Source organism: Mesorhizobium sp. M0514, from assembly GCF_040321145.1.
Taxonomy (GTDB): Bacteria; Pseudomonadota; Alphaproteobacteria; order Rhizobiales; family Rhizobiaceae; genus Mesorhizobium.
In genome coordinates, this window is sequence record NZ_JAMYQZ010000093.1 from 1 (window position 1) to 22532 (window position 22532).

The 22532-nt window shown below is 61.9% G+C and carries 24 protein-coding genes; 22 read left to right on the forward strand and 2 right to left on the reverse strand.

Features of this window, described 5'->3' with window-relative positions; translation table 11 throughout:
* Nucleotides 1–205 precede the first annotated feature (205 nt).
* From NKI61_RS27320 to NKI61_RS27345, 6 genes are all read left to right on the forward strand, one after another.
* On the forward strand, nucleotides 206–616 hold the full coding sequence (locus NKI61_RS27320; protein ID WP_023671449.1) for a hypothetical protein: 411 nt from the start codon (nucleotides 206–208) through the stop codon (nucleotides 614–616).
* Entirely contained in the window at nucleotides 609–995 is a 387-nt protein-coding gene (locus tag NKI61_RS27325) for a hypothetical protein (RefSeq protein WP_023671450.1), read from the forward strand. The genes NKI61_RS27320 and NKI61_RS27325 overlap by 8 nt, the downstream gene beginning before the upstream one ends.
* On the forward strand, nucleotides 895–1632 hold the full coding sequence (locus NKI61_RS27330) for a terminase large subunit domain-containing protein (RefSeq protein WP_245260097.1): 738 nt from the start codon (nucleotides 895–897) through the stop codon (nucleotides 1630–1632). Before NKI61_RS27325 ends, NKI61_RS27330 begins: the two co-directional genes overlap by 101 nt.
* A 642-nt stretch (nucleotides 1633–2274) precedes the next feature.
* Nucleotides 2275–3030 (forward strand): phage terminase large subunit family protein, encoded by a 756-nt coding sequence (locus NKI61_RS27335; protein ID WP_502899926.1) that lies wholly within the window; start codon nucleotides 2275–2277, stop codon nucleotides 3028–3030.
* A gap of 138 nt (nucleotides 3031–3168) precedes the next feature.
* Nucleotides 3169–3669 (forward strand): hypothetical protein, encoded by a 501-nt coding sequence (locus NKI61_RS27340; RefSeq protein WP_352841777.1) that lies wholly within the window; start codon nucleotides 3169–3171, stop codon nucleotides 3667–3669.
* Nucleotides 3626–5386, forward strand: a complete 1761-nt coding sequence (locus NKI61_RS27345) for a hypothetical protein (protein WP_352841779.1) — start codon at nucleotides 3626–3628, stop codon at nucleotides 5384–5386. Before NKI61_RS27340 ends, NKI61_RS27345 begins: the two co-directional genes overlap by 44 nt.
* A gap of 87 nt (nucleotides 5387–5473) precedes the next feature.
* Here the strand turns inward: NKI61_RS27345 and NKI61_RS27350 are convergent, their stop codons facing one another.
* On the reverse strand, nucleotides 5474–5893 hold the full coding sequence (locus tag NKI61_RS27350) for a hypothetical protein (protein ID WP_352841780.1): 420 nt from the start codon (nucleotides 5891–5893) through the stop codon (nucleotides 5474–5476).
* Between the two features lie 148 nt (nucleotides 5894–6041).
* On the opposite strand from NKI61_RS27350, the gene NKI61_RS27355 reads away from it, so the two are divergent.
* The 11 genes from NKI61_RS27355 (at nucleotide 6042) to NKI61_RS27405 (ending at nucleotide 15491) form a co-directional block, all read left to right on the forward strand.
* The gene (locus NKI61_RS27355; RefSeq protein ID WP_352841783.1) at nucleotides 6042–6569 is read left to right on the forward strand and encodes a hypothetical protein; all 528 of its coding nucleotides are present in this window, start codon (nucleotides 6042–6044) and stop codon (nucleotides 6567–6569) included.
* Nucleotides 6570–6579: 10 nt separating this feature from the next.
* Nucleotides 6580–6705 carry a hypothetical protein gene (locus tag NKI61_RS27360; protein ID WP_023740006.1) on the forward strand — a complete coding sequence of 42 codons (126 nt, stop codon included), beginning with the start codon at nucleotides 6580–6582 and terminating at the stop codon, nucleotides 6703–6705.
* Nucleotides 6706–7016: 311 nt separating this feature from the next.
* A complete protein-coding gene (locus NKI61_RS27365) occupies nucleotides 7017–8204 on the forward strand; it encodes an acyltransferase family protein (protein ID WP_352841786.1) in 1188 nt (395 codons plus the stop codon).
* Between the two features lie 213 nt (nucleotides 8205–8417).
* Nucleotides 8418–10223, forward strand: coding sequence for a portal protein (locus NKI61_RS27370; RefSeq protein ID WP_286441626.1), 1806 nt, complete (start codon nucleotides 8418–8420; stop codon nucleotides 10221–10223).
* Nucleotides 10220–10543 (forward strand): Bbp19 family protein, encoded by a 324-nt coding sequence (locus NKI61_RS27375; RefSeq protein WP_023743526.1) that lies wholly within the window; start codon nucleotides 10220–10222, stop codon nucleotides 10541–10543. Before NKI61_RS27370 ends, NKI61_RS27375 begins: the two co-directional genes overlap by 4 nt.
* A 326-nt stretch (nucleotides 10544–10869) precedes the next feature.
* A complete protein-coding gene (locus NKI61_RS27380; RefSeq protein ID WP_352841790.1) occupies nucleotides 10870–13206 on the forward strand; it encodes a hypothetical protein in 2337 nt (778 codons plus the stop codon).
* A complete protein-coding gene (locus tag NKI61_RS27385; protein ID WP_031246756.1) occupies nucleotides 13206–13634 on the forward strand; it encodes a hypothetical protein in 429 nt (142 codons plus the stop codon). Before NKI61_RS27380 ends, NKI61_RS27385 begins: the two co-directional genes overlap by 1 nt.
* Before the next feature lie 98 nt (nucleotides 13635–13732).
* Nucleotides 13733–14158, forward strand: coding sequence for a hypothetical protein (locus NKI61_RS27390; RefSeq protein WP_352841792.1), 426 nt, complete (start codon nucleotides 13733–13735; stop codon nucleotides 14156–14158).
* 152 nt (nucleotides 14159–14310) lie between these two features.
* Nucleotides 14311–14700: an SMI1/KNR4 family protein gene (locus NKI61_RS27395; protein WP_023743522.1), complete on the forward strand. Its 390-nt coding sequence runs from the start codon at nucleotides 14311–14313 to the stop codon at nucleotides 14698–14700.
* Between the two features lie 2 nt (nucleotides 14701–14702).
* Nucleotides 14703–14894, forward strand: coding sequence for a hypothetical protein (locus tag NKI61_RS27400; RefSeq protein ID WP_031246754.1), 192 nt, complete (start codon nucleotides 14703–14705; stop codon nucleotides 14892–14894).
* A 132-nt stretch (nucleotides 14895–15026) separates the two neighbouring features.
* Nucleotides 15027–15491 carry a hypothetical protein gene (locus NKI61_RS27405; RefSeq protein WP_352841796.1) on the forward strand — a complete coding sequence of 155 codons (465 nt, stop codon included), beginning with the start codon at nucleotides 15027–15029 and terminating at the stop codon, nucleotides 15489–15491.
* Nucleotides 15492–15621: 130 nt separating this feature from the next.
* Here the strand turns inward: NKI61_RS27405 and NKI61_RS27410 are convergent, their stop codons facing one another.
* The gene (locus tag NKI61_RS27410) at nucleotides 15622–15939 is read right to left on the reverse strand and encodes a YMGG-like glycine zipper-containing protein (protein ID WP_023739167.1); all 318 of its coding nucleotides are present in this window, start codon (nucleotides 15937–15939) and stop codon (nucleotides 15622–15624) included.
* Between the two features lie 345 nt (nucleotides 15940–16284).
* Here NKI61_RS27410 and NKI61_RS27415 point away from each other — a divergent pair, with 345 nt between their 5' ends.
* From NKI61_RS27415 to NKI61_RS27435, 5 genes are all read left to right on the forward strand, one after another.
* Nucleotides 16285–16857: a hypothetical protein gene (locus tag NKI61_RS27415; protein WP_031246752.1), complete on the forward strand. Its 573-nt coding sequence runs from the start codon at nucleotides 16285–16287 to the stop codon at nucleotides 16855–16857.
* 208 nt (nucleotides 16858–17065) lie between these two features.
* Nucleotides 17066–17977 carry a hypothetical protein gene (locus tag NKI61_RS27420; RefSeq protein ID WP_023743517.1) on the forward strand — a complete coding sequence of 304 codons (912 nt, stop codon included), beginning with the start codon at nucleotides 17066–17068 and terminating at the stop codon, nucleotides 17975–17977.
* A 45-nt stretch (nucleotides 17978–18022) separates the two neighbouring features.
* Nucleotides 18023–19012: a hypothetical protein gene (locus NKI61_RS27425; protein WP_023743516.1), complete on the forward strand. Its 990-nt coding sequence runs from the start codon at nucleotides 18023–18025 to the stop codon at nucleotides 19010–19012.
* 266 nt (nucleotides 19013–19278) lie between these two features.
* On the forward strand, nucleotides 19279–19881 hold the full coding sequence (locus NKI61_RS27430; protein WP_352841800.1) for a phage connector family protein: 603 nt from the start codon (nucleotides 19279–19281) through the stop codon (nucleotides 19879–19881).
* Entirely contained in the window at nucleotides 19878–22358 is a 2481-nt protein-coding gene (locus NKI61_RS27435) for a phage tail protein (protein ID WP_352841802.1), read from the forward strand. Before NKI61_RS27430 ends, NKI61_RS27435 begins: the two co-directional genes overlap by 4 nt.
* The last annotated feature ends 174 nt before the right edge of the window (nucleotides 22359–22532 follow it).

The window sequence follows — 22532 nt, forward strand, 5'->3', positions numbered from 1 at the left end:
GTCCGCTGCGCGGACCACTCCTCAACCCCCACACGGGGGGGAGATCGGACTGCCGCCTTGCTTTCGCCAATCGTCAGCGCTGCAAATTGGTCGCGACCCTGGAGCTGCCAATCTCCCCCCTTGAGGGGGAGATGTCCGGCAGGACAGAGGGGGGCGTGAAGGAACGCTATCCTCGGTTCATTCTGCCTTATCCGCGAGGCCTCCCTTGTCCAACCGCTATGCCACCATCATCACCGACGATGACGGCCGCGAGGTCGTCAGCGCCATTGGCGTGTTCGAGGGCGCTGCCCCGCAGGCGCGCATCGGCCGTATCGAGCCGGTCGTGCCGGGCGTGCTGATCGGCATGGTTCGCGGTGGTCCTGTCGATGCCATCGGCGGCTTCGGCTTTCCGCGCGGCGCGCACGACGCAAGGGCGATCGCCAGGGCAAGCCTGAAAGCCGCGTCTGCCGGAAAGCGCCACGCGCCGGCCGCTGATGCAGCCCGCAAGGCCGCCCCAACACGGTCAGGGCCAAAATCGGCACGGCGCAAGTCCGGCAAGATCAAGTCCGGCAAGATCAAGCGGCCAGCGAAACAGGCACCTACCGCCGAGCCCGCCGGGATCTCGGATCATGGCTGACCGGACGGCGCCGCGTGCGCGCCCTGGCCGCAAGGCGACTGCCGCCGCTGCCAAGCCGAAGCGGACGAAGAAGACGCTTGGCGATGATTTCCTCGACGCGGTTCGCGCCGATTTCAGCGCCCATGGCGCCGGCGTCATTGCCGCGGTCCGGGCCGACAAGCCCGACCAGTATCTGAAGATCGTGCAATCGGTGCTACCCAAGGATCTGGCCAAGGATTTGCATGTTTCATCTGACAATCTGGAAGCCCTGAGCGATGACGAGATCCGCCGCCGCATCCGTGGCCTCGAAGCCGTCCTCGGGCCGTTTGGCGACCAGCCTGAAGACGCGCCGCCACTATCTGGCGCTGCTGCAGGAGCTGGACCGCAGGCGCAGGACTAACCAGCTTGCCGCCTACCGGCCTTATCCCAGGCAGGCGCAGTTTCACGCCGCCGGCGCGCAGAACCGGGAACGTCTGTTCATGGCCGGCAACCAGTTGGGCAAGACCAGGGCCGGCGGCGCCGAATGGGCCATGCATCTCACCGGCCGCTATCCCGCGTGGTGGCAGGGCAAGACCTTCGACGCCGCCGTCAGGCTATGGGCTGCCGGCGTGACCGGCGAGGGCACGCGAGACAACCCGCAGCGCGTGCTGGTCGGCCCGCCGCAGCAGCAGGCGGCATGGGGCACCGGCATGATCCCCGCCGATGCCATCCGCCAGACCACGATGGGCCGCGGCGCGCCGGGCGCGCTCGACAGCATCGTGGTGCGCTGGGGCGGCGGCGGCGACGTGCAGGCCGATGAATCGGTGCTGTCGTTCAAGAGCTATGAGAAGGGCCGCGAAAAGTGGCAGGGCGAAACCCTGCACGGCGTCTGGTTCGACGAGGAGCCGCCGCTCGATATCTATTCCGAAGGCCTGACCCGCACCAACGCGACGGGCGGCATCACCATGGTGACGTTTACGCCGCTGCTTGGCATGAGCGACGTGGTGCTGCGGTTCTTGACGGCGCAGGAGGTTCTCCCTTCCCCCCTTGTGGGGTGAGCAGCTGGTTCGCGAAGCGAATTCGTCGTGCCAGTGGCACGACGAAAGGCCGGCGAACGCCGGGACGCTGCGGAGCAGCGGGGACCCGGCAGGTTGGATCGGCCACCACCCGGCCCTTCGCAGGCTCAGGGCGTTCGAAGCTCGAAAAGCCAAGCAATTGGCTTTCGTCCGCCACGCGGACCGCTTCTCACCCCAGAAGGGGAGAAGGTAAGAACCGTGGTACAATGGATGCGCAGGCGCCAAAGGTGATCCGCATCAAACCCAGTTGATAAGTCGAATCAGGGGTATTTGGTGCCGGCAAGTTGCCTGGCACGACCTTCGGCGGTTGGCGATTTGCGCGTTAACGGGCCGCACAATATTTTCTCTCGACCGGTATACTGATATATATAGAGCATACAGGATTGATTGGGAGTGTCGGGGACGCAGACCTCGCGTTTGAACCCTGTTCCTGGATCGGTACGGGTTCTGCAGATTTTTTTACTCGTATCGTAAGGAACATTCGCCTGGCTGGTGCATGCCGATGCACTGGCGGGAATGCCGACAACGATTGCAATCCGAATCATGTGTTCCCCCAAGTCTTGGGTCAGCTTCGCATTGATGAGCGCTGGTATCAATGGCCACACTCTATTGGAGCATGCTTGCATGACCCGTCACGTCACCTTCATGACCATAGACGACGTCGAACACTATTCGCCTGACGAGCGCGCCGCGATCGTCGCCGCCTATCCCGAGCATGAGCGCGAGGCGCGGGCGCGCGGCGTTCCGGTGCTGGGCTCCGGCCGCATCTTTCCGATTGCCGAGGAGCTGATCGCCTGCGAGCCGTTCCGGCTGCCGCGCTACTGGCCACGGATCGGCGCGCTCGATTTCGGATGGGACCATCCCTCGGCCGCCGTCGAACTCGCCTGGGATACGGAGGCTGATATCGTTTACGTCACCAAAGCAGCCCGGGCCTCGCAGCAGACGCCGGCGATGCAGGTGCTGGCCCTGAAGCCATGGGGCGAATGGCTGCCCTGGGCCTGGCCGCGCGACGGCCGCCGCGAGACGCTGGAAGGGGCGGGCACGGCGCTCGCCAGGCAATATGCCGCCCACGGCTTGAACATGCTCACCGGCCACGCCCGCTTTGCCGACGGCTCGGTCTCGGTCGAGGCCGGGCTGATGGAAATGCTCGACCGCATGCAGTCCGGCCGCTTCAAGGTGTTTTCGACGCTGCTGCCCTGGTTCGAAGAATTCAGGCTTTTTCACCGAAAGGACGGCAAGGTGGTGAAACTGCGCGACGATTTGATGGCTGCGACGCGATACGGCGCGATGATGCTGCGGGAAGCGGTGGTCGATCCGGCGGAGTTCAAGGCGGCGAGACGGTCGGCGAGGCAGAGCGATCCGCTGGGGGCGTTTCGGTGAGGGGCAAGCGCCCTCGATCTTTCCAAGAGTCTTCGATCCGACAAAGCCCGCGAGGCGGGCGGGCGAACGCGTGTGGCCCGGCCCTGCTGTGGTCGCCAGCGCTGCGCGCCTTTGTTCAAAGCCAGGGAGCAGCCAACGATGGTACACATCATCCCACTCTCCGTTGGTCGGCGACGGCTCGATACGGGGAACGCAGTGCAGTATCCGCAAGGGTCGCCCATCGGCGGCGCCATGCAGGGTTTTGGCGACGAGCTTTCCGCACTGGCCGAGCACTACCGGAAGATGACAGAGCGACAGGAGGCCTTCGACGCCGAGATCGCACGCCGCCAATTCAACGGCCGGATCGCGTTGGCCGAAGACGAGGTGGCGGCGAAGGCGCCGGCCGACGGCGCGGGCATGCACGAGGCCATGTACGGCCAGCTGGACCCGTATGACGGCCGAGCGGTGAAGCCCGGTCTGTTCGACAAGATGTTCGGCGAGGTCTTGCCGAGCATGCCCGAAAGCCAACGCGCCAACTTTGCCAAGCAGAAGGAGGCGATGCGCATGGCAGGCGCGGTGCGCATGGCGCAGCGGCAGCTCCAGCGGCGCAAGGATTATGAACAGAACCAATGGTCCGGGGGTCCAGCGCGCCGAGCTTGACGCCATCGCTCAAAGCAATCCCAACGACACTGTGGCTTTTAACGCCGCTCGCCGGCTCGCACTCGATGTTCTCGACAAGATGGGCCTCGACCCGCAGGGCAAGTTGCAGGCCGAAGCCGCGTGGCGGGATAGCACGGCAAAGACACGGATTGAGGCTCTGACAACTCAGAACCCGAAAAGGGCCCTCAATCTGCTCGTGCCGACAGCGTTTACCACTCAGGAAAGCAATCAGCCGGAGCAGGGGATGGATGATATCATCACCGACTCTGTTGCCGGAACGGATAGTTCTGACGAGTCAACCGAAAAAGGTGACCGCGTTCGCCGACTCACGTCGAATGAACGGATAAGGCGGGCATTTCAGGACGATCTTCCGATCGATACGTTGCTTGCCGAGCTTTCGCCTGGTTCCTATGACGATGTTGTTCGCAAGGCGCGCACCGCGGATGCGGCAAGTCTCATCGGCACCCATGCCGATCTCGACATCGCTTCTCAAAACGCGCGGGCAGCCATAATCAACATGACACCCTATTCCGGCACAAGACATGACGATACCGAGTTTACTTCTGTCTTTGGTGCCGAAGAGGGCGGCAAACGATCCAGAGCTTTCAATTGGAGAGCGGATGTCAGCCCGTATCTTGCCGATATGCGAGTCATGCCGACAAGTCAGATCGATGCGTCAATCTTTGCCGCAAAACCCCTCCCGAACCGCTTCTCGCAGAAGCAAGATCCCGAACTGTATAGGATGGATCAGGCGCGCTTCGAAGAAGATCAGAAGCGCTATGAATTGAACGCGGACGCTGCCGCCTTCATCATACAACAGCGGCAGATCGACCCGGCGGCTTACGCGCGCAAGGTGATTCCGGCCGCCGATACAGCCTTCAAAAACTTGTCGACACCAGAGGACTTGCAAGCCGCGGTCGCGCTATCATTTGCCGCTCAGCGTCAATTGGGTATCGCGAAGCCTCAGCCGCTGCCCCTATCCGACGCTGAAGGTTTGATCAAAGCGTGGAATGATACCCCCGATCCGGAGGAAGCCGAGCGCAAGGCGCTTGAAGCAATAATTGATCAGAAATCGCGCAAAGCGCTGGCCACGCAGCTGGATAATATCAAGGCGGCACAATCAGATGCGCTGGCAGCGTCTGACGGCGAGCCGGATGCGGATGGGTTTGACGATGCCGGTTCCGAGCGTCCATCAAATGAAAAATTCGCGAAGTCAATCGATCTATCTCCGGCAGACATTCTTCGATTAAAGAAAACAGTTGCGACGGAATACTATCCTAAGAGCGACGAAATCGAGGCTAAAGCAGTTATCGACGCGGTTCTAAATCGGCTGGCTTCCCAGCATTGGGGCTATAGCATTGAAAGCGTAGTAAACAGTAAGGATCAATTCTCAGACGTTAATGGTCCGACCTCCAGGTCTAAGCATAATCGATCCGACATCGATCAAGTACCCATCGGCGACCCACGTTTTCCTAAAGCATCGAGGATAGTTGACGAATACCTAATGCAGCGTGCATCAGGCGAGCCGTCATCGGTTGATGATAATCTTAGCTATGGTAATCCAGATTATGCAGACGAATCTGGTCTTAAGTGGTTACTGAAATTAAAAATGAAGCGTGGTCTTCATTTGCATGGTACGCCTCCCGATTTGCTGCGGTTCCTTCCGGGAATATTTGGTATCAATCTACCAGAGGACTACTATTCAGCTTGGCCGTAAAATAGATCGATATCGGTGCCGCTCAGAAAGGGCCACCTCTTTATTAGGCGGTGTCCTTTATTGTGAAAACGATCATCATCCGTTCAGCTACGGCGCGCAGCCAACATCAACAAAATTTAGTAGTGGTTCGACGCCTTCATCGTCCCGAACGGTATAGAATGCATCTGGGTAAGTTTCAGCGGGCCTCCAATTGAAGTTCTTGACTGTATCCGGACCTACCGCAAACATATAGGAAGGCATCGGACCACTGATAAATCCGTGGTCGCCCTCTTTCGTCACCAGCTCCGCCGCCGTGGCCGGCTGCAAAAGCTTCTTATCCGCCGTGAAGGCGGCTTTACCGGAACCTTGTCGGATGACGGTCACGACAATCCCCGACTCGAGTTCCTTGAAGAGCACGCCCTTTGGGCAGCTTTGCCACAGAGTGTCCGTCTTATCCACGTCCTCCGACTGAGCCGCGCCAAATGGCAACGCAAACACCGCCATCGCGGCGAGAATGAGCGATCGCAACGATACCTCCTATGGTTGTATTTCGAATGTTATAGCCCTGTTATGGTTGTGGCAAGCGCTGCGAAAGCATCGACGTCATCTTCCGACGCCTTTGATGGCAGGATTCCGAGGGTCTTCGCAACGCTGCCTCGCGCGGGATGGGATATCCATGGCCGTCCGCATCATTCCCGCCACGCTGCGCGATCTCTCCTACATCGCCGCCAATCTGCGTGCCGAGGACCGGGCCGAGATCGACTGCCAGCTTGGCCATTGGTCGCCGGCCCTGCTGGCGGTCACCGCGCTGCAGGGCTTTGCCTATGTTGCCGAGCTAGACGGCAATCCGGAGGCCGGCTTTGGCGCTGCCGAACAGCGCGGCGGGCTGTGGATCGCCTGGAGCTGGGGCACGCGCCGCATGAAGCGCTGTGTGCCTGGGATTACCGCGCATTTTCATGCTGTGCTGGGGCCGCAGGTCGCGGCGCGGGGCGCCTGGCGGGTCGAGGCGCGGGCGCTCGCCGCCAACGAACTGGCTCTGCGCTGGCTCGGCCGGCTCGGCGCCACCCAACGCTGCCGTTTGCCTGGATATGGCCGCAACGGCGAAGACTTTTTCCTCTACGACTGGACAAGAGAAGGCTGGAACCATGTGTCTCTTTCAAAAGCCGCCGGCGCTGAAGCCGCTGCCACCGACCCCGACCATTGAAGACAAGGACGTGCAGGCGCGCGAGGCCGCCCTGCGGACTGAACTCGAACAGCGCCAGGGCACGGCGGCGACGGTGAAAACCGACCTCGCGCCCGGCGACCTCACCGGCCAGCGCCGCGTTCTGCTGGGGGTATGACCATGACCGCGATGAAGCGCAGTTTCAGCAAGCGCGTGCTGGCGTGGTGGTACTGGCGACGGCATGCCAGGCTGGTGAAGCGGAGGTGACGCATCTTACCCTCCCCGTTGTGGGGAGGGTCGTAGGCTGAGCCGCACGGTACGTGCGGTTCAGCCTACGGGGTGGGGTCTGCGCTGCACCCCCACCCCGTCTCCCTCGGTTTGCTTTGCAAAGCGAACTCGCCGACCCTCCCCACAAGGGGGAGGGTGTAGCAATTCGTCATCTCTCAGCGGCTTGACAATCGCTCCTCAGGCGCCATGCTGCAGTGCAACATGGCTAGCTACGAAACCAGCATCATCAAGTCGTCGCGCATCGAATGCCTGGACGGGCTTCGCGCGCTTGCGGCGATCTGGGTGCTGGTCGGGCACTGCATGCTTTTGACCGGCTGGCAAATTCCGATCGTCGGCGAGCCGGATCTCGGCGTCGACCTGTTCATCATGCTGTCCGGCTTCCTGATGGTGTTCCACTATCAGCTGCGCCAGGAAAAGGAGCCTTGGCAAAGACCGGAAACCTGGCTGAAATTCTGGACGCGCCGCTATTTCAGGATCGCGCCGCTGTTCTATGTCATGCTTTTCCTGGCGCTGGCGCTTGGCCCCTATCTCTACGATTGCAGGATCATCATCGACGAGTTCCTCTCCAGATCGCACCAGGCGCCGGAACGCTACCTCGACGGCAGCCTGAAAAACATCGTTGCCCATCTCACCTTCCTGTTTGGGCTGGTGCCGAACCTCGCCTATCGCACGCCGCTGCCTGACTGGAGCCTGGGGCTGGAGATGCAGTTCTATGCCATGTTCCCGGCCGTCATGCTGCTGGTGCGCAAGCTGGACTGGATCAGGAGCGCCCTTGTGGTCGCGGCGGCCGGCTGCGTCATCGTGTTTGCGATGCGGCTGTTGTCGATCCATTTTCCGATGCCGTCCTTTCTGCCGCTGAAGATGCAGATATTCCTGTGCGGGATGCTGCTGGCCGGAGTCGTGCATCAGAGCCAGCCGCGATCTATCCTGTACTTGGCACTGGCGCTGCTGCTCGCGGCGCTGCCCTTTGGCGGCGACCAGGGGCTGGGCAAGCTTCTGGTGCGTGAAGCGCTGGTGGCGGGCTTCTTTGCGCTGGTTCTCTACCGCATGCTGCCTGGAAGGGCGGGAACGCTGGCGCGAGCGATCGCCGTGACGCTCAGCAACCGGTTCTTCCACCTGATGGGCGAGCTTTCCTTCAGCATCTACCTGATCCATCTGCTGGTGCTGCAGCCCGTCGCGGCGTTCGTCATCAGTGAGTTCGGCCACGAATTGTCGGCGCCGCTGCGCTTCGCCATCGTCGTTGCCGTTGTGCTGCCGACGGTGACGTTGCTGTCCTGGATCACCTATACTTTGATCGAGGTCCCCGGCCAGAAGGCGGGCCGCTTCGTCGTCCAGCGCTTTGGCCGGAAAACTGCGCCGGTGCTCGAGGGCATCAAGCGCAGCGCGTAGTCGGCTGACGCTGCCGATCTCCCCCCTCGAGGGGAGATGTCGCCGTGGGCGACAGAGGGGGTCGGTACGACGGGACGCGACCTCCCAGCACTGACAGATGACGCTAGCGCTCTATGCGCGGCGACCCCCTCTGGCCTGCCGGCCATCTCCCCTTCAAGGGGGGAGATCAGCCGCTTCGCCGTCCATCCCTTTCCTTACCCGAGCGAGCCTCTCATGACCGATTCCCGTGCCCGCGATATCCTGTCCCGCCAATCCGAGCTCGAGACCGAGCGCTGCCAGTATGAGGCGGTGTGGGAGCAGGTCGCGGAATTCTGCGATCCCGATGCGCCCGACGTCTGGAGCGGCCGCAGGACGGGCGGGCCGGACTCGCAGGCCGAGCGGCAGGAGCGGCGGGGCGCACGTGTCTACGCCAACACCATCAACTCGGCCGCCAATCGCCTCGCCGCCGGGCTGGAAAGCCTGATCATCCCGCAGTCGGAAAAATGGCACGGGCTGACGACCGCGCAGATGAATGACGAGGAGACCGACGAGGAGAAGGAATGGGCGGAAGCCTTGCGCGATTTCCTGTTTGCGCTGCGCTATTCCGCCAACTCCAATTTCGTGCCGGCGACGCAGGCCTGCCTGCGCAATGTCGTGCGCTACGGCCCGGCCTATCTCTATGCCGAGGAAGGCTTTGGCGGCACGCTGATCCGCTATGCCTCGATCCCCGTGGTCGAGGGCTATCTCGCCCGCAACCGCTGGGGCCAGGTCGACATTTTCCATCGCCGCTATGAGCGCACGGCAAGGCAGGCGGCGCAGCTGCTCGGCTACGAAAAGCTGCCGGCGCGCATCAAGATGCTGGTCGACGACCCCGCCAAATGCGAGACGAAGATTTCGCTGATCCAGTGCATCCAGCCGCGCGACGAACGCAAGATGTATCGGCTGTCGGGCGACTATCAGTATCTCGACACGGCCTTCGCCTCCTATCACGTCATCGAGGACGAGGAGGAGATCGTCAGGGAAAGCGGTTTTCGTTCCTTCCCGGTGTCGACCTTCAACTGGCGCCGCTACGAGGGCGACCCCTATGGCATTTCGCCTGCTATCGAGGCGCTGACGACGGTTCGCGAGGAGAACGCGGTGCGCCGCTCGGGCCTTCGCGCCCTGCAGCAGATCACCGATCCGGCCACCGCCTCGAAGGCCAGGCTCGATTATGTCCCGGTGCTCAACCCCGGTGAGAATTATCCCGGCCTCATCGACGACAATGGAAGGCCGCTGATCCAGCCGATCGCGACCGGGCAGAACCCGACCTATGCCTTCAACTATGCGGCGAGCCGGGCGGAGGAAATCCGCGACATGATGTTCGTCAATTTGTTCCAGACGCTGGTGCAGAACCCGCAGATGACGGCGACCGAAGCGCTCATTCGCCAGGAAGAGAAGGGCGCGCTGCTCGGCCCCTCGGGTTCGATCATCCAGGCCGGATTTGCCTCGAATCTCGACCGCGAGCTCGGAATTCTCGAGGACAAGGGCCTTTATGACGAGGACAGCCGCTTCGCGCCGCCGGACAGCCTCGCCGGCAAGGCGGTGCGGCCGACCTTCACCGGCCCGCTCGACGTGCTCAGGCGCTCGGCTGAGGCGCGCGACACCATCCAGGTGGTGACGACGGCCATGCAGATGGCGCAGTTCGATCCCGGCATCATGGACAATATCGACGGCGACGAAGCGCTGAAGATCGTGCAGAGCGCCGGCCGCAGCCCGCAGCGCATCTTTCGCCGCAAGGAGGAGGTGGAAGGTCTGCGTGGAGCAAGAGCACAGGCCCAACAAGCCCAGGCCGGCATGGCGGCGATCGCCTCCGCCGGCAAGGTCGCCAAGGATGCCGTGCCGGCCGCCGTTCAGGCGCGCGACAGCGGGTTGCTCGACGCATTGATGCAGCAGGCGGGCGGCGGCGGAGAGGCGACGGCCGGATCGGCCGCGCCGGGCGCCGGCGGGCAAGCGACGGCCGTGCCGGCCGCGCCAGCCGCCAACAGTGAGCAGGGAGCATGAGCGCCAAACGCTTCGCCCGAGCCGGCCAGACGGGCGGTCCCGCCAAGGCGCGCGACGCGCTGACCAAGGCCTATCTCAGGGTCTTCTCCGGCGAGGACGGCGAAATGGTGCTGGCCGACCTCGCAGCAACCGTCGGCTACTATCGCCGCCCGTCCTATGGCGAGTGGATGGCCAGGACCAGAACGCCGAACGGCTTCGAATTGCACAGCGCGCTCAGCAATGCGCGTGCTGAAGTGGTGCAGCACATTATGGGATTTCTGACGTTGGACGAGACGCAGCTGGCTGCGCTGGAGAAGGCGGCACGGGCTGAGGATAGATAGGGCGAACCGGAGGCGCGAGGCACCCCCCTCTGGCCTGCCGGCCATCTCCCCCTCAAGGGGGGAGATTGGCTCTCTTGTCAACTTTCGCCAATCACCAACGTTGCAGGATTGTCGGCAAGAGCAAAGCTGCTGATCTCCCCCCTTGAGGGGGAGATGGCCGGCAGGCCAGAGGGGGGCGCTGTCCCGCCGGCCTTGCTGCCGGACATCTCACTGGTTCTCAAAAAAGACCGATCCGACAAAGCGCGCAAACGGCCACGGTGCGTGCGCCATGGCCCTGCCGTGATCGCCAGCGCAGCGCGCCTTTGTTCAAAGCCAGGGAACAGCCAATGGTACACATCATCCCTCTCTCCGTGGCTAAACGGCGGCGCGATGCCGATGCCTCGCCGGTGAGCGCAGCGGCGCAGCCGCTCGACAGCTACTGGCAGGAGGTTGCCGAGCACTACGAGCGGCTCATGGCGCAGCAGCAGGCCTTCGACACCGAGATCGCCGCGCGCAAGCTGGATGGCGAGATCGCAAAGGCCGAGGCCGACGCAGTTGCCAATGCGCCGGCAGATGGCGCCGGCCTGCACGAAGGCATGTATGGCCAGGTCGACCCACACACGGGGCGTGTGCTGCAAACGGGCCGGTTCGACACGCTGTTCAAGGGTTTCCTGAGCCAGGTGCCGCCCGAGCTGCATCCCGGCCTCGGCGCTCGCAAGGAGACGTTGCGCACGGAGGGTGCGTGGCGGATGGCTGCGCAGCAGCTCCAGCGCCGCAAAGACTATGAGCGGACCCAAGTCGACACCGCGCTGCAAACCAACGCCATTGCCATCGGTAAGGCCAACCCCGACGACCACCTCACCTTCGAAGCGGCCAGGCGGAACGGGCTCGATCTCATCGACAAGATGGGGGTCGATCCTGATATCCGGCAGCAACTGGCCAAGGACTGGTACAGCACCGCCGCCAAGGCGCGGTTCGAGGCGCTGATTTCCAGGGACCCGAAGCGCGCGCTGGAAATATTCGGCGTTGGCACGCCGGCCACCGGCGGCGAGGCCGCCGGCGATAGCGCGCGCGCTGAGGGCGGTTCCTCTGGGGGCGGCCCGAAAATGGCGCCCAAGAAGGAAGGCCGCGGGGCGCAACTCGCCCGTTTGCCTACGGATGCGCTGCTTGCCGATCTGTCGCCCGACGCTGCCAGCGAACTTGTTCGACAGGCGCATGCGGCAAATGCGGCACGCTTGATCGACGCCCGCACTGATATTGCTTTAGCCGCGCAGAACGCGCCAGACGCCATCGCAACCACTGGCGTCTATTCCGGCAGGACGCCCGGCCCGGAAACCTTCGCTGCCGTCTATGGCGTGGAGGAGGGCGGCAAGCAGTACGGGGATTTTGCAAGAAGGATAGACGTCGGCCGTCTGGCCTTTGGCATGCGGACCATGCCCAACCAATCGATCCACGCGGCACTACGCGATGCCGAGCCTGGGCCGGGCAGGTCCAATGAGGAGCAGGCCCAGTATGAGGTTACAGTTGCTGCCGCACTTAAGGCGCTGAACCTCAGGCGCGCGGACCCTGCTGGCTATGTTCGCGAGGCTTTTCCAAACGTTGACGCCGCTTGGAGCAAGGCAACTAGCGCGGACAACAATTCACAATCGCGAGACCCAAAGGAATACGGACGGGCCATCGCTCTATCTATCGCGGCCCAAAGGCAACTGGGCGTCGAGAAACCCCTACCGCTACCAAAATCTGTTGTCCAAAGCATTATCGACGCCTTCCGCAACAACGACATGTCGCAGGCCGCGAAGGATGCCAGCCTGCGTGATCTTCTGGCTGCGGGGCCAGATCCTAGCATTCGAGAAGCTCTGTCTCAGCAACTGGAGGAATCTGGCTTTTCTCGACCAAATCAAGTCGACCCGATCACCACTGCTGCGACGGGGCAAGAACTCCCTTCATCTGTACATTCCGACAACCCAAAATCTGCATTCCAACAAGCCGCGGAGGATTTCGGCAATTATCTCAGTGAAGGGTTCGAATCCCTGGGCCGAGCCCCGCATGACATTGGGCTGGCTCTCCAGGATTTACGGGATTCTCCTTGGAGCTTCCTCGAGCAACTGCCGGTCACCCCTGGCTCGGGGGCCGTTGCCGAAGGACGCCTAGCATTAGAGTCACTCGGCCAGGCTGCTGCAAAAGGCTTGGCCATTGTCCGCGGCGGCGCAAGCAAGTTTAGCAAGCCGCTTGAGAAGTTTGCGACAAGTGCTTTGCGTACTGCATCGGGCCTTGCCCCCGAGGGTGCAACCGGTACTCGATGGGGCGAAAATCTTCTTCGAGGCAAAGAAATTGCCGCGGAAGTGATTGAGCCGGCTCTAAGAGCCTTCTCCAAAAATTATCGGCAAACATTTCTGCGAGAATATCCAGAATTAATTGATATTGTATTCGTCCACCATCGAATTGAGCAAAAGGTATTGAAAAGATATATTGGAATAATTAGTCAAGAAATGATGCATTCGCTCGAAAATTTGCGTGGTATTCCTAAGGAGTTGAATTCCACTCTGCACCTGAGTACCATCCGACGCGAGTGGGACGCCTTCTACAGGCAAAATCCAACCACCACGTTGAAAAAGTTGTTGGAAAAGGCGACCGAAATTGACCAAAAATATGGCCACCTATTCAACCCTCCAATAGGTAAATAATGAGATATTTTTATCTTGAGCCGGAAGTATCAGGCGGTCCTGGTGATAATTCTGTTATGGATACGAGCGTACATCCGCCCATTGTAACACGTTTACACTATGAGTTCGATGGATGGTTGGGCGATGCGATGGTTACATCGTTCCCGTGCTACCTCGTGACCGAAGGTGTGGAGCGTAAGATTCTAGAGAGCCGATTCTCAGGAGTAACCTTCGACAAAGTCGAGGTGACAACGTCCGAATTGTTCGAAGAGATGCAGCCCGATCAAAAACTTCCGCCTTTCGTATGGCTGAAAGTAAGCGGCAAGGCTGGCCTCGATGACTTCGGGATAGCCAAGGACTATAGACTTGTTGTCTCAGAGAGCGTTCTCGACGTCTTGAAGCTGTTGGGGGTCTCCAATGCGTTGATCGAGCCTTTTGAAGGGTCTTGAGCTGCAGCTTTAGGCTGCTGCTTGGCGCCGCTTTCAAGCACCAGTGAGCGTCTTGCCTTGGTAGCTGCGTAACGTCTCCGCAAGACTTTGGGTGAGTGATGCAATATTTCTACATCGAGCCGGACGTTGCAGGTGGGCTCGGACCCCACACGATTCTTGATCCGAGCGTTCACCCTCCAATGGTGAGCAAGCTTCACCATGTCGTGGAGGGTTGGACCGGGGACGTGCTCGTTACGACCTTCCCGTGCAACCTCGTCACTGAAGATGCGCAGCACGCGCTGCAAAAGATAGGTTTTTCAGGTGCCACATTCGCAGACGCCGAAGTAACAACATCCGAAGAGTTTCATGAGCATCAACCTGGGCAGGAACTTCCACCCTTCGTCTGGTTGAAAGTGGATGGGAAGGCTGGCCGCGATGACTTCGGGGTCGCAGCGAGCTATCTTCTTGTCATCTCGAAACGCGTTCTCGATTTGCTGGAGTCGTTGGGAATACCGTTTGCAGTGGTCGAACCTTACGAACAGTAAGGGATCGCGCTTTTGTTGTCGCGGCTGCGCAACGCTGACCGGCCTCTCCAGTCGATCGACGCCTCCAACAAGATCGTTCTGCCTCGCGATGTCCATCGGCAACAAGTTACGCCATGGTGGAATCAGTTGGCTAAAGACCTGGGAGGATAGCAGTGAGATATATCTTAACCGAGGGACAGTTTGACGCGCCGGCCGAATCCGCGGTCGTCGATGGGCTGTCTGCACGCCCGGGAGTCGAGCTTCCCAAGGACTATACCGACTTTCTCAAAGAACATAATGGGGGCGAAGGTTTTGTTGGCGATAACTACATTATCCTCTTTAAAGCCGAAGAATTGGGCGACTTCAATCGAGAATATGAAGTCGAAAAATATGCACCAGGCATCCTCCTGTTCGCATCGAACGGAGGAGGTGAAGGCTATGGCTTTGACACTGAAGATCCAGCCAAGCCAATCGTACGCATCCCATTCATAGGTATGAATCGGCAGTCCGCTGAAATAATAGCGCGTGACCTCGCCGATCTATTTTCTAGGTTGGGGCAATGAAAATGAGTGACAAAAACGGAAATTCGCGTCCCAAGGGCATGGAGCTGTTTGAGATTAAACCCGTGATCGTTGGTGGTGATCCAGTCAGTCTGGAGAACAAGATTTGGTTGACCAGGCAAGAGCATTTTGAATTGGTGCGTTACTGGAATCGAGTTATCGAGATTCAGCGTAGGGCGGCGCTGGAATTACGGTGACAGTGCATTTTATCGGTCGCCCACATCGCTTGAGTGAGCCGTCGGACAGAGAAATAGAACAATAAGTGCACCGTCACCGTATTCCGGAGATCATGCGCGCTGGGCTAGACGAAGGTCGCAAGGGAGTTAGCCATGGAGACCGCCAAACCAGACTTAAGCAGCGTTATGCGTCTGCCTCCGGCCAACATCAGCACCGCCGATGACGATCTTGATGCCGCCCGGATCGAGGCACGGCAGTATCTGGAATTCTACACCTGGGTCTTATCCATCAAAGAAGAATATTTCGGATATGGCGCCGAAGGAATAATCTATATTTTCCTGTTCGAGATAGAGCCGCGACATGTGAACCGATGGATCTGGGTGATCGTTGGCGACGTACCGCCGACATATATCCCTGCAGACGACGCCAGGACGCCTTTCGAGGTTCTTGATGGCTATATCGGTGCCCTTGAGGACTGGGTTGAGGCAGCGCGACAAGGAAAGTCGGTGGCGAAATTGATACCGGTCAATGTCGACGCAAATCCCGCTAACGCCGAAATGCTGGCTGGCCGCCTCAAATTTCTCGACGAAAAAATCTTGCCGGAGCTTGAACGGTAATTCGGACGATTGCGGCAGAGGATGCCGGTAGGCAGGTGAGGGTTGGCGCCAGCCTCTCAGAGGATCGCGCTGCCCCTCATCCGCCCTTCGGGCGCCTTCTCCCCGTGAACGGGGAGAAGGCGGCTAGTCCTCAATAATCGTTGTTGTAGTACCGGTCGTCGCAGGGCGCTGTGTAAATGCGGCCGTAGCGATCCTGGTAGCGGCAGAGCTGTTCGCCGCGGCGCTGCGGCGTGGTGGCCTGGCCGATGACGGCGCCGAGCAGGGCGCCGCCGGCGGCGCCGATCACCGTGCTCTTGGTGTTGCCGCCCAGCGCCTGGCCGGCGAGCGCGCCGACGCCGCCGCCGATGAGCGCGCCGTTGGTCGCCCTCTGCTGCTGCTCGGTCTGGGTCGCGCAGCCTGCCAGAGCGGCAGTCATGAGCACGGCGGCAATGGCTTGTCTGATGATCATCTTGGAACTCCTTTGAAGCCCCAAACGCGGATTGGAGCGAATGGTTGCCAGTTGCTGGCGCATTGCGGCCAAACGGCGGCACGCCCGCTCACGAAATGCGACATGGTTTCTCAGCCCTTGAAGATGATGGTCGCCAAAGCGGAAACGCCTTGCGCGAACAGGGCGATAGCGCTGTTGCATGAATCGAATTCCGAGGCCGCTGTGCCGCCTGACTGCTGGATACCAGCAGTGGACTGATCCGGCCCTTCGCTGTCGCTTCGGGCGTTCGTCGTTCGGAAAGCCAAGCAATTGGCTTTCCGTGCGCTGCGCGCACCACTCCTCACCCAAACAGAAATGGAGATACCAATGACCCGAGGTCTTCCCCGGACGCTGTCGCGCGCCGCCGCTCGCGAGGCTGGACTTGCCCCGCCCAAATTAGGCCTCAAGGCCGTCACCACGGGGCAGGGCGGCTCGTACCGCACCGTCTTCACCCTTGCCGGCATGCAGGTGCCGGTCGCGGATGCGCTGGCCTATGCCAGCCAGAAGCTGTTCGATTTTGCCGACGGCAAGGTGCGCATCAAGGGCGGCACGGCCCGATTGCAATTTGCGGTACTGACCACCCGCGCGGCGACTATCAACGACAATGCGGCGCTGACCTGGTCGCTCGGTTCGGCGGCGGCTTCCAGCGCGACGCTTGCCGGCGCCATGGTCAATGTGCTGGCCTCGACCGCCCGCACGCTGGATGGCGTGGGCGCGGCGCTATCGACTGCCTCGACCGCGGATGTCGCGGCAGCCGCGACGCTGGATGGCACGACGACGCCGGTGGACCTTTACCTCAACCTGGCGTTTGCGACCGGCACGGATATCGATGCCGACGGGACGATTGCCGTGACGGGCACGATCACGCTGCTGTGGGAAAACTGGGGCGACAACGCGTAGCCGCTAATCTCCCCCCTTGAGGGGGAGATGTCGCCAAAGGCGACAGAGGGGGTCGGTGCGACCGGATGCGACTCCCATTCTGCGACAGATGAGGTCGGCGCCCCACGCGCAGCGACCCCCTCTGGCCTGCCGGCCATCTCCCCCTCGAGGGGGGAGATACCAAGCTTCGCCGCCGGCTCCTTCTAACAACAATCAAAGGAATCCACTCATGACAGATCTGGCAGATTCCGGGTCCGTGGCGGCGCGTGCGCAGCCGGCGGGCAACCCAGTACGGCCACCGGCAGGCGCGGAGAACGGGTCCGCCGCGCCTGTCGGCCAAAGTTGGTTTGACGGTCTTTCCGAAGGCAACCGCAAGCTCGCTGAAGCCAAGGGCTGGACCAAGGCTGAAAACCTCGATCGGGTTTTCACATCCTATGCGGAACTGGAACGCCAGCAGGGTGAAAGCCTGCGCGTTCCCGCATCGGACGCATCCCCGGAAGACTGGCAGAAGTTTCATGCCCGGCTGCCCGAGACCATGCGTCCGCTGACATCGCCTGACAAGGTCGAGTACAGGCGGCCCGATGGGCTGCCGGAAAACTTCGCCTATTCGGACGAGCTTGCCCAGGCGTCCAAGGCCTGGGCGGTCGAGGCCGGCGCCACGCCCAAAGTGGCGCAGGCCTATCACGACCGCTTCGTCGGCTACATGGCCGAGCAGGCCGCGCGCCAGGACATCGCGCTTGCCCGCTCGGTCGAGGCAACGCATGACGACCTCGTGCGCGACTGGGGACCGACCGACAGCGATGGCTTTCGCCAGAAACTGGAGGTCGCCAACCGGGCGATGAAGAAGCTCGGCCTGGTCGACGCCTACAAGGCCAAGGGCATCCTTCTGCCGGACGGGGCGCTGACCGATCCGCAGATCGCCAAGGCATTTCACGCCGTCGGCGAGGCGATGTTCAGGGAAGACACGATCGACGGCGGCGCGGCCGTGAGCGGCGGCAATCCGTTCAAGCGCAACGCCACTGGTGATCGCAACATTTCGGCGATTTCAGCCCTTGTCAAAAGCGACCCCGCCCGCGCCCGGCGGCTGGCGCGGGAAGCGGGCGAAAACCCGGATCTATGGATGCCGAACAACCCGCTCTGATCCCGAGCTACCCGCCGCCACATCAAACCTCAAAGGAAGTGAAAAATGGCAGACGCCTATACCCGTATCGCGGACGCGATCGTTCCGTCCGTTTATGCCCAGTACTCGTTCGAAGAGCACGTCCAGTCGCTGGAAATCTTCCAGGCTGGCATCCTGTTCAACGACCCGGCCACCACCGCCAAGCTGTCGATGGGCGGCCGTTCCGTCGACATGCCCGGCTGGAAGGATCTCGGCAACGATCCGTCGGAACCCGTCAATGACGATCCGGCCGATTCCATCGAGATGAAGAAGATCGGCGCCCGCCGCGAGGTCGCCGCCCGCAATGTTCGCGCCCAGGCCTGGGGCGTTCCGGACCTGACCTCGATCCTGGCCGGCGACGACCCGCAGAAGCTGATCGTCAAGCGCCAGACCGAATACTGGCAGCGCGCCAACAAGCTGACCCTGCTCGGCATCCTGAAAGGGGTCGTGGCCGACAACATCGCCAACGACGGCAGCGACCTGGTGCGCGTCACCGGCGCCTCCATCGTCGACACCGACATCATCGAGGCCGCCTATCTGATGGGCGACCGCGCGGACAAGTTCAAGACGATCTGGATGCACTCCAAGCAGATGAAGGCGCTGAAGCTCGCCGACCTCATCGACTATGTGCCGTCCTCCGAGCAGGGCGGCCCGCTCATCCCCTATTATATGGGGCTGCGCTGCGTGGTCGATGACGACATTCCGGTGGCGGCCGGCGTCTACACCGCCTTCATGTTCAAGGACAAGGCGATCCTGTGGAACGAGTTGCCGGTCAACACGGAGGGCGGGCCGCTCGAGTTCGACCGCAAGCCGCGCCAGGGCCATGGCGGCGGCGTCACCGAAATGGTCGGCCGAAGGCACTTCGTGCCGCATGTGCCCGGCACCCGCTTCCTCGACGCGTCTTCGGCCGGCGAGTTCGCCACCGACGCCGAGCTCGCGCTGGCGGCAAACTGGGACCGTACGGCCTCCAGCGTCAAGAGCATGACGTTCATCGCGCTGAAAACGACCGAGGCATAGTACCTTTCGTCCGGCCAGCGGGTCGCCGAAACTGCTGATCTCCCCCCTTGCGGGGGAGATGTCCGGCAGGACAGAGGGGGTGTGAAGGATCGCCAACTTCCGGTCCCTTCAACCCCCTTCAACCCACAACCGCTTCTCCAAATTAGGTCAGGTCGGCGGGACAGCACCCCCCTCTGGCCTGCCGGCCATCTCCCCCGCAAGGGGGGAGATTGGCGCTCCGCCATATACCCTTGCCCAATCAACCACCATCCACGAGGCGCTGATCCATGGCCATCACCCCGCTCGACATCGCCAATATGGCGCTCGCCGTCCTCGACGAGGCGCCGATCGACAGTCTCGACCAGGACGTCAAGGCGGCGCGCCTGCTCAACCTGCATTTCGACCTGACGCGGGAAGCCGAACTCGCCAGGCACGCCTGGGTGTTCGCCATCCTTGCCGCCAGCGTCGCCGGCGCCGACACCGGCAGCGGCAATTGCACCTTGAACTTCGCCTATGAACTGCCCGCCGATTGCCTGCGGCCGCTGCCGCTGACCGCAAATGGCGAGCCGGACGGCATACCGATCTCCTGGCGCCAGGAAGCCGGGCTGATCTATTGCGGCCGGTCCGGTCCATTGATCATCCGTTACATCACCAACCTTACAGACCCGAACGACTGGGACGCGCTGTTCACCGAAGTGCTGGTCTCCGCCCTTGCCATCAAGATCGCGCATCCCTTGACGCACAAGGCGGGCATGATCGACATCGCCCGCTCCGCCTATGACCGGGCGCTGGACGCGGCCTTCGCCGCCAACGCCATCCAGCGCGGCGGCCGGCTCTACACCTCATCCTGGGCGCAGCAGCGCGGCGACTTCAGGGTGTCTGCCCGATGACCGCGCTCTACCCTATCCAGGACGTTTTCACCCGTGGCGAAATCAGCCCGCGCCTGCACGCGCGCGCCTCACTCGATCTCTATCGTGCGGCGCTGTCCAAATGTGAGAACTTCGTCACGTTGCCGCATGGCGGTATCCGCGCCCGCGGCGGCAGCTATTTCGTCAACGAGGTGAAGAATTCGGCCAGGAAGACGCGCGCCATCCCCTTCATCTTCTCCTCCGAGCAGGCCTACTGCCTGGAGTTCGGCGACCTCTATATCCGCGTCTATGCCTACGGCGCCCGCGTCGGCACGGTCGAGGTGGCCTCGCCCTATCTGGAGGCCGATTTGTTCGACCTCGCCTATGTCCAGTCAGCCGACCAGATGTGGATCACCCACAAGAACTATGCGCCCAAAGTGCTGACCCGCACCGCCCACACGACATGGACGCTGGCAGGTTACGAGTTCCTCGACGGCCCTTACGACCCAATCAACACGACCGGCACCACGATGACGCCGGCCAGTTACGGCTCGTACGTGCCGAAGATGACAGGCTTGACGGCTCCGGCCGGAACGGCTTTGGCCAGCAACGGTTCCGCGTCAGCGTGGGCGATTTTCGACAAGGACAGCAGAACAGGTGCGGAGATCGGTGCCGGCACCAATGGCTGGGTCCAATATCGGCAGGCGAGCGGAGCGCAGAAGGTTTGCAACGCCTACTGGGTGCAAGCCATGAACAGCGCGTCGGAAGCAGAAAACATGCCGACGCAATGGGAAATCCAGGGCTCGAACGACGGATCGACATGGACAACCATCGACTCGCGGATTGGCCAGATAGGCTGGGGTAACTCCGAGCGCCGGTTCTTCGAATTTTTCAACAAGGCCGCCTTTGAATATCTGCGCATGGACATGGACGGTGGCGGCGGCTCTGACAGTACCAGAACCGACTTCGCCGAATGGGCGCCGAACGAGGACGGCGACCTTATGATGCCGTTCAATCTGACGGCGTCATCGATCACCGGTATCAACGATGATACCGGGTTCCAGACATCGGACGTTGGCCGGGCCATCCGGCTGCTCGGTTCGGATGGGCGGTGGCGCTGGGCCAAGATTGCAGCGCGCACGAGCGCGACAGTCGTTACCGTTCGTCTGTATGGCCATGCCTTGCCGGATCTCAGTCCGATCAGCCGCTGGCGGCTTGGTACCTTCGTGCCCGGAAAATATGTCGAGGCGGGCTCGCTCTATGAGGAGCGGTTGGCCTTCAGTCGAAAATTCTCGGTCTATGCATCGGCGACCGGCGACTTCGACAATTTCGCGCTCGGCGAGGAAGATGACGACGCGCTGGAATTCGTCCAGGCCGGCGGCGGCCAGGCCAACGACATCGTCTGGATCGCCGATTCCGATGGTGCGCTGCTGATCGGCACGTCGGGCGGTATCAGGGCACTGTCCGGCTCCGGCATCGACGAGGCACTCACCCCGTCCTCGTTCAAGAACCGCCGTTCGCGCACCTTTGGCTGCGCCCGCATCCGCCCGGTCGATGCCGGGCAGTCCTTCCTCTATGTCACCCGCTCGCGCAAATCGATCGCCGAGCTGACGCAGAGTTCTACAGCCAAATTCACCTCCGATGACATCGGCCAGATCTCGGAACATATCCCCAAGCAAGGCGTGGTCGAACTCGCCTTCCAGACCGACCCCGACCCGATGCTGTGGTTCCCGCTCGAAAATGGCGAACTTGGCGGCTACACCCACCAGCCGAGCCAGGAGGTGCGCGGCATGCACCGCCATCGCTTCGGCGGCAGCTTCGCTGGATCCGCCCCCGGTCAACCCACTTGGGCGGTCGTTGAAAGCGCCGTGGTGACGCCTGGCCAGAACGGCGTCGACGACATCTGGCTGATCGTCAAGCGCACCATTGGCGGGGTGACCAGGCGCTACATCGAAATCATGACCACGCCATTCGAATACGGCATGCTGGAGGATGCCTTCCAGGTCGATTGCGGACTGACCTATTCGGGTGCACCCGTCAACGTCGTCTCCGGGCTCGGCCATCTCAACGGCCAGCTGGTCGACGTGCTGGCCGGCGGCAAGGTCTATCGCGGCCTGCCGGTTGCCTCCGGCCAGGTGACGCTGCCCGCCGGCGCCACAGCTGGGAAGTGGCAGGTCGGGCTGCCCTTCCAGTCCGAGGCCAACACGCTGGAACTCGACGTCGGCGGCCAGGACGGTTCCGTCATCGGCCGCCGCAAGAAGGTGGCGAAAGTCATCCTGTCGCTGCTCGAGACCGACACCACCGGGCTGCAGGTGCAGTCCTTCCTCCGCGGCCGCTGGGAGAGCGTGCGCATGCCGAGCATCGTCGCACCCGACGGCAATGCGAAACTCTACACCGGCAATGTCGATGTACCGGTCGACGACAGCTGGGAAGGGCAGGGCAGGGTCCGCATCCGCCACCTCAACCCGACGCCCTGCACGATCCGGGCGTTTACGCCGGTATTCGACGCCGAGCCGTAGAAAAATTTGATGCGGCAATAGTCAACGCCGAGTTCCCGCCCACCCCCCTCTGGCCTGCCGGCCATCTCCCCCGCAAGGGGGGAGATCAACGGCATCTTTGCCTTCGCTAATCGCTGACGTAGCAAGACTGGCGAGCCTGCTCGAGCTGCCAATCTCCCCCCATGCGGGGGAGAT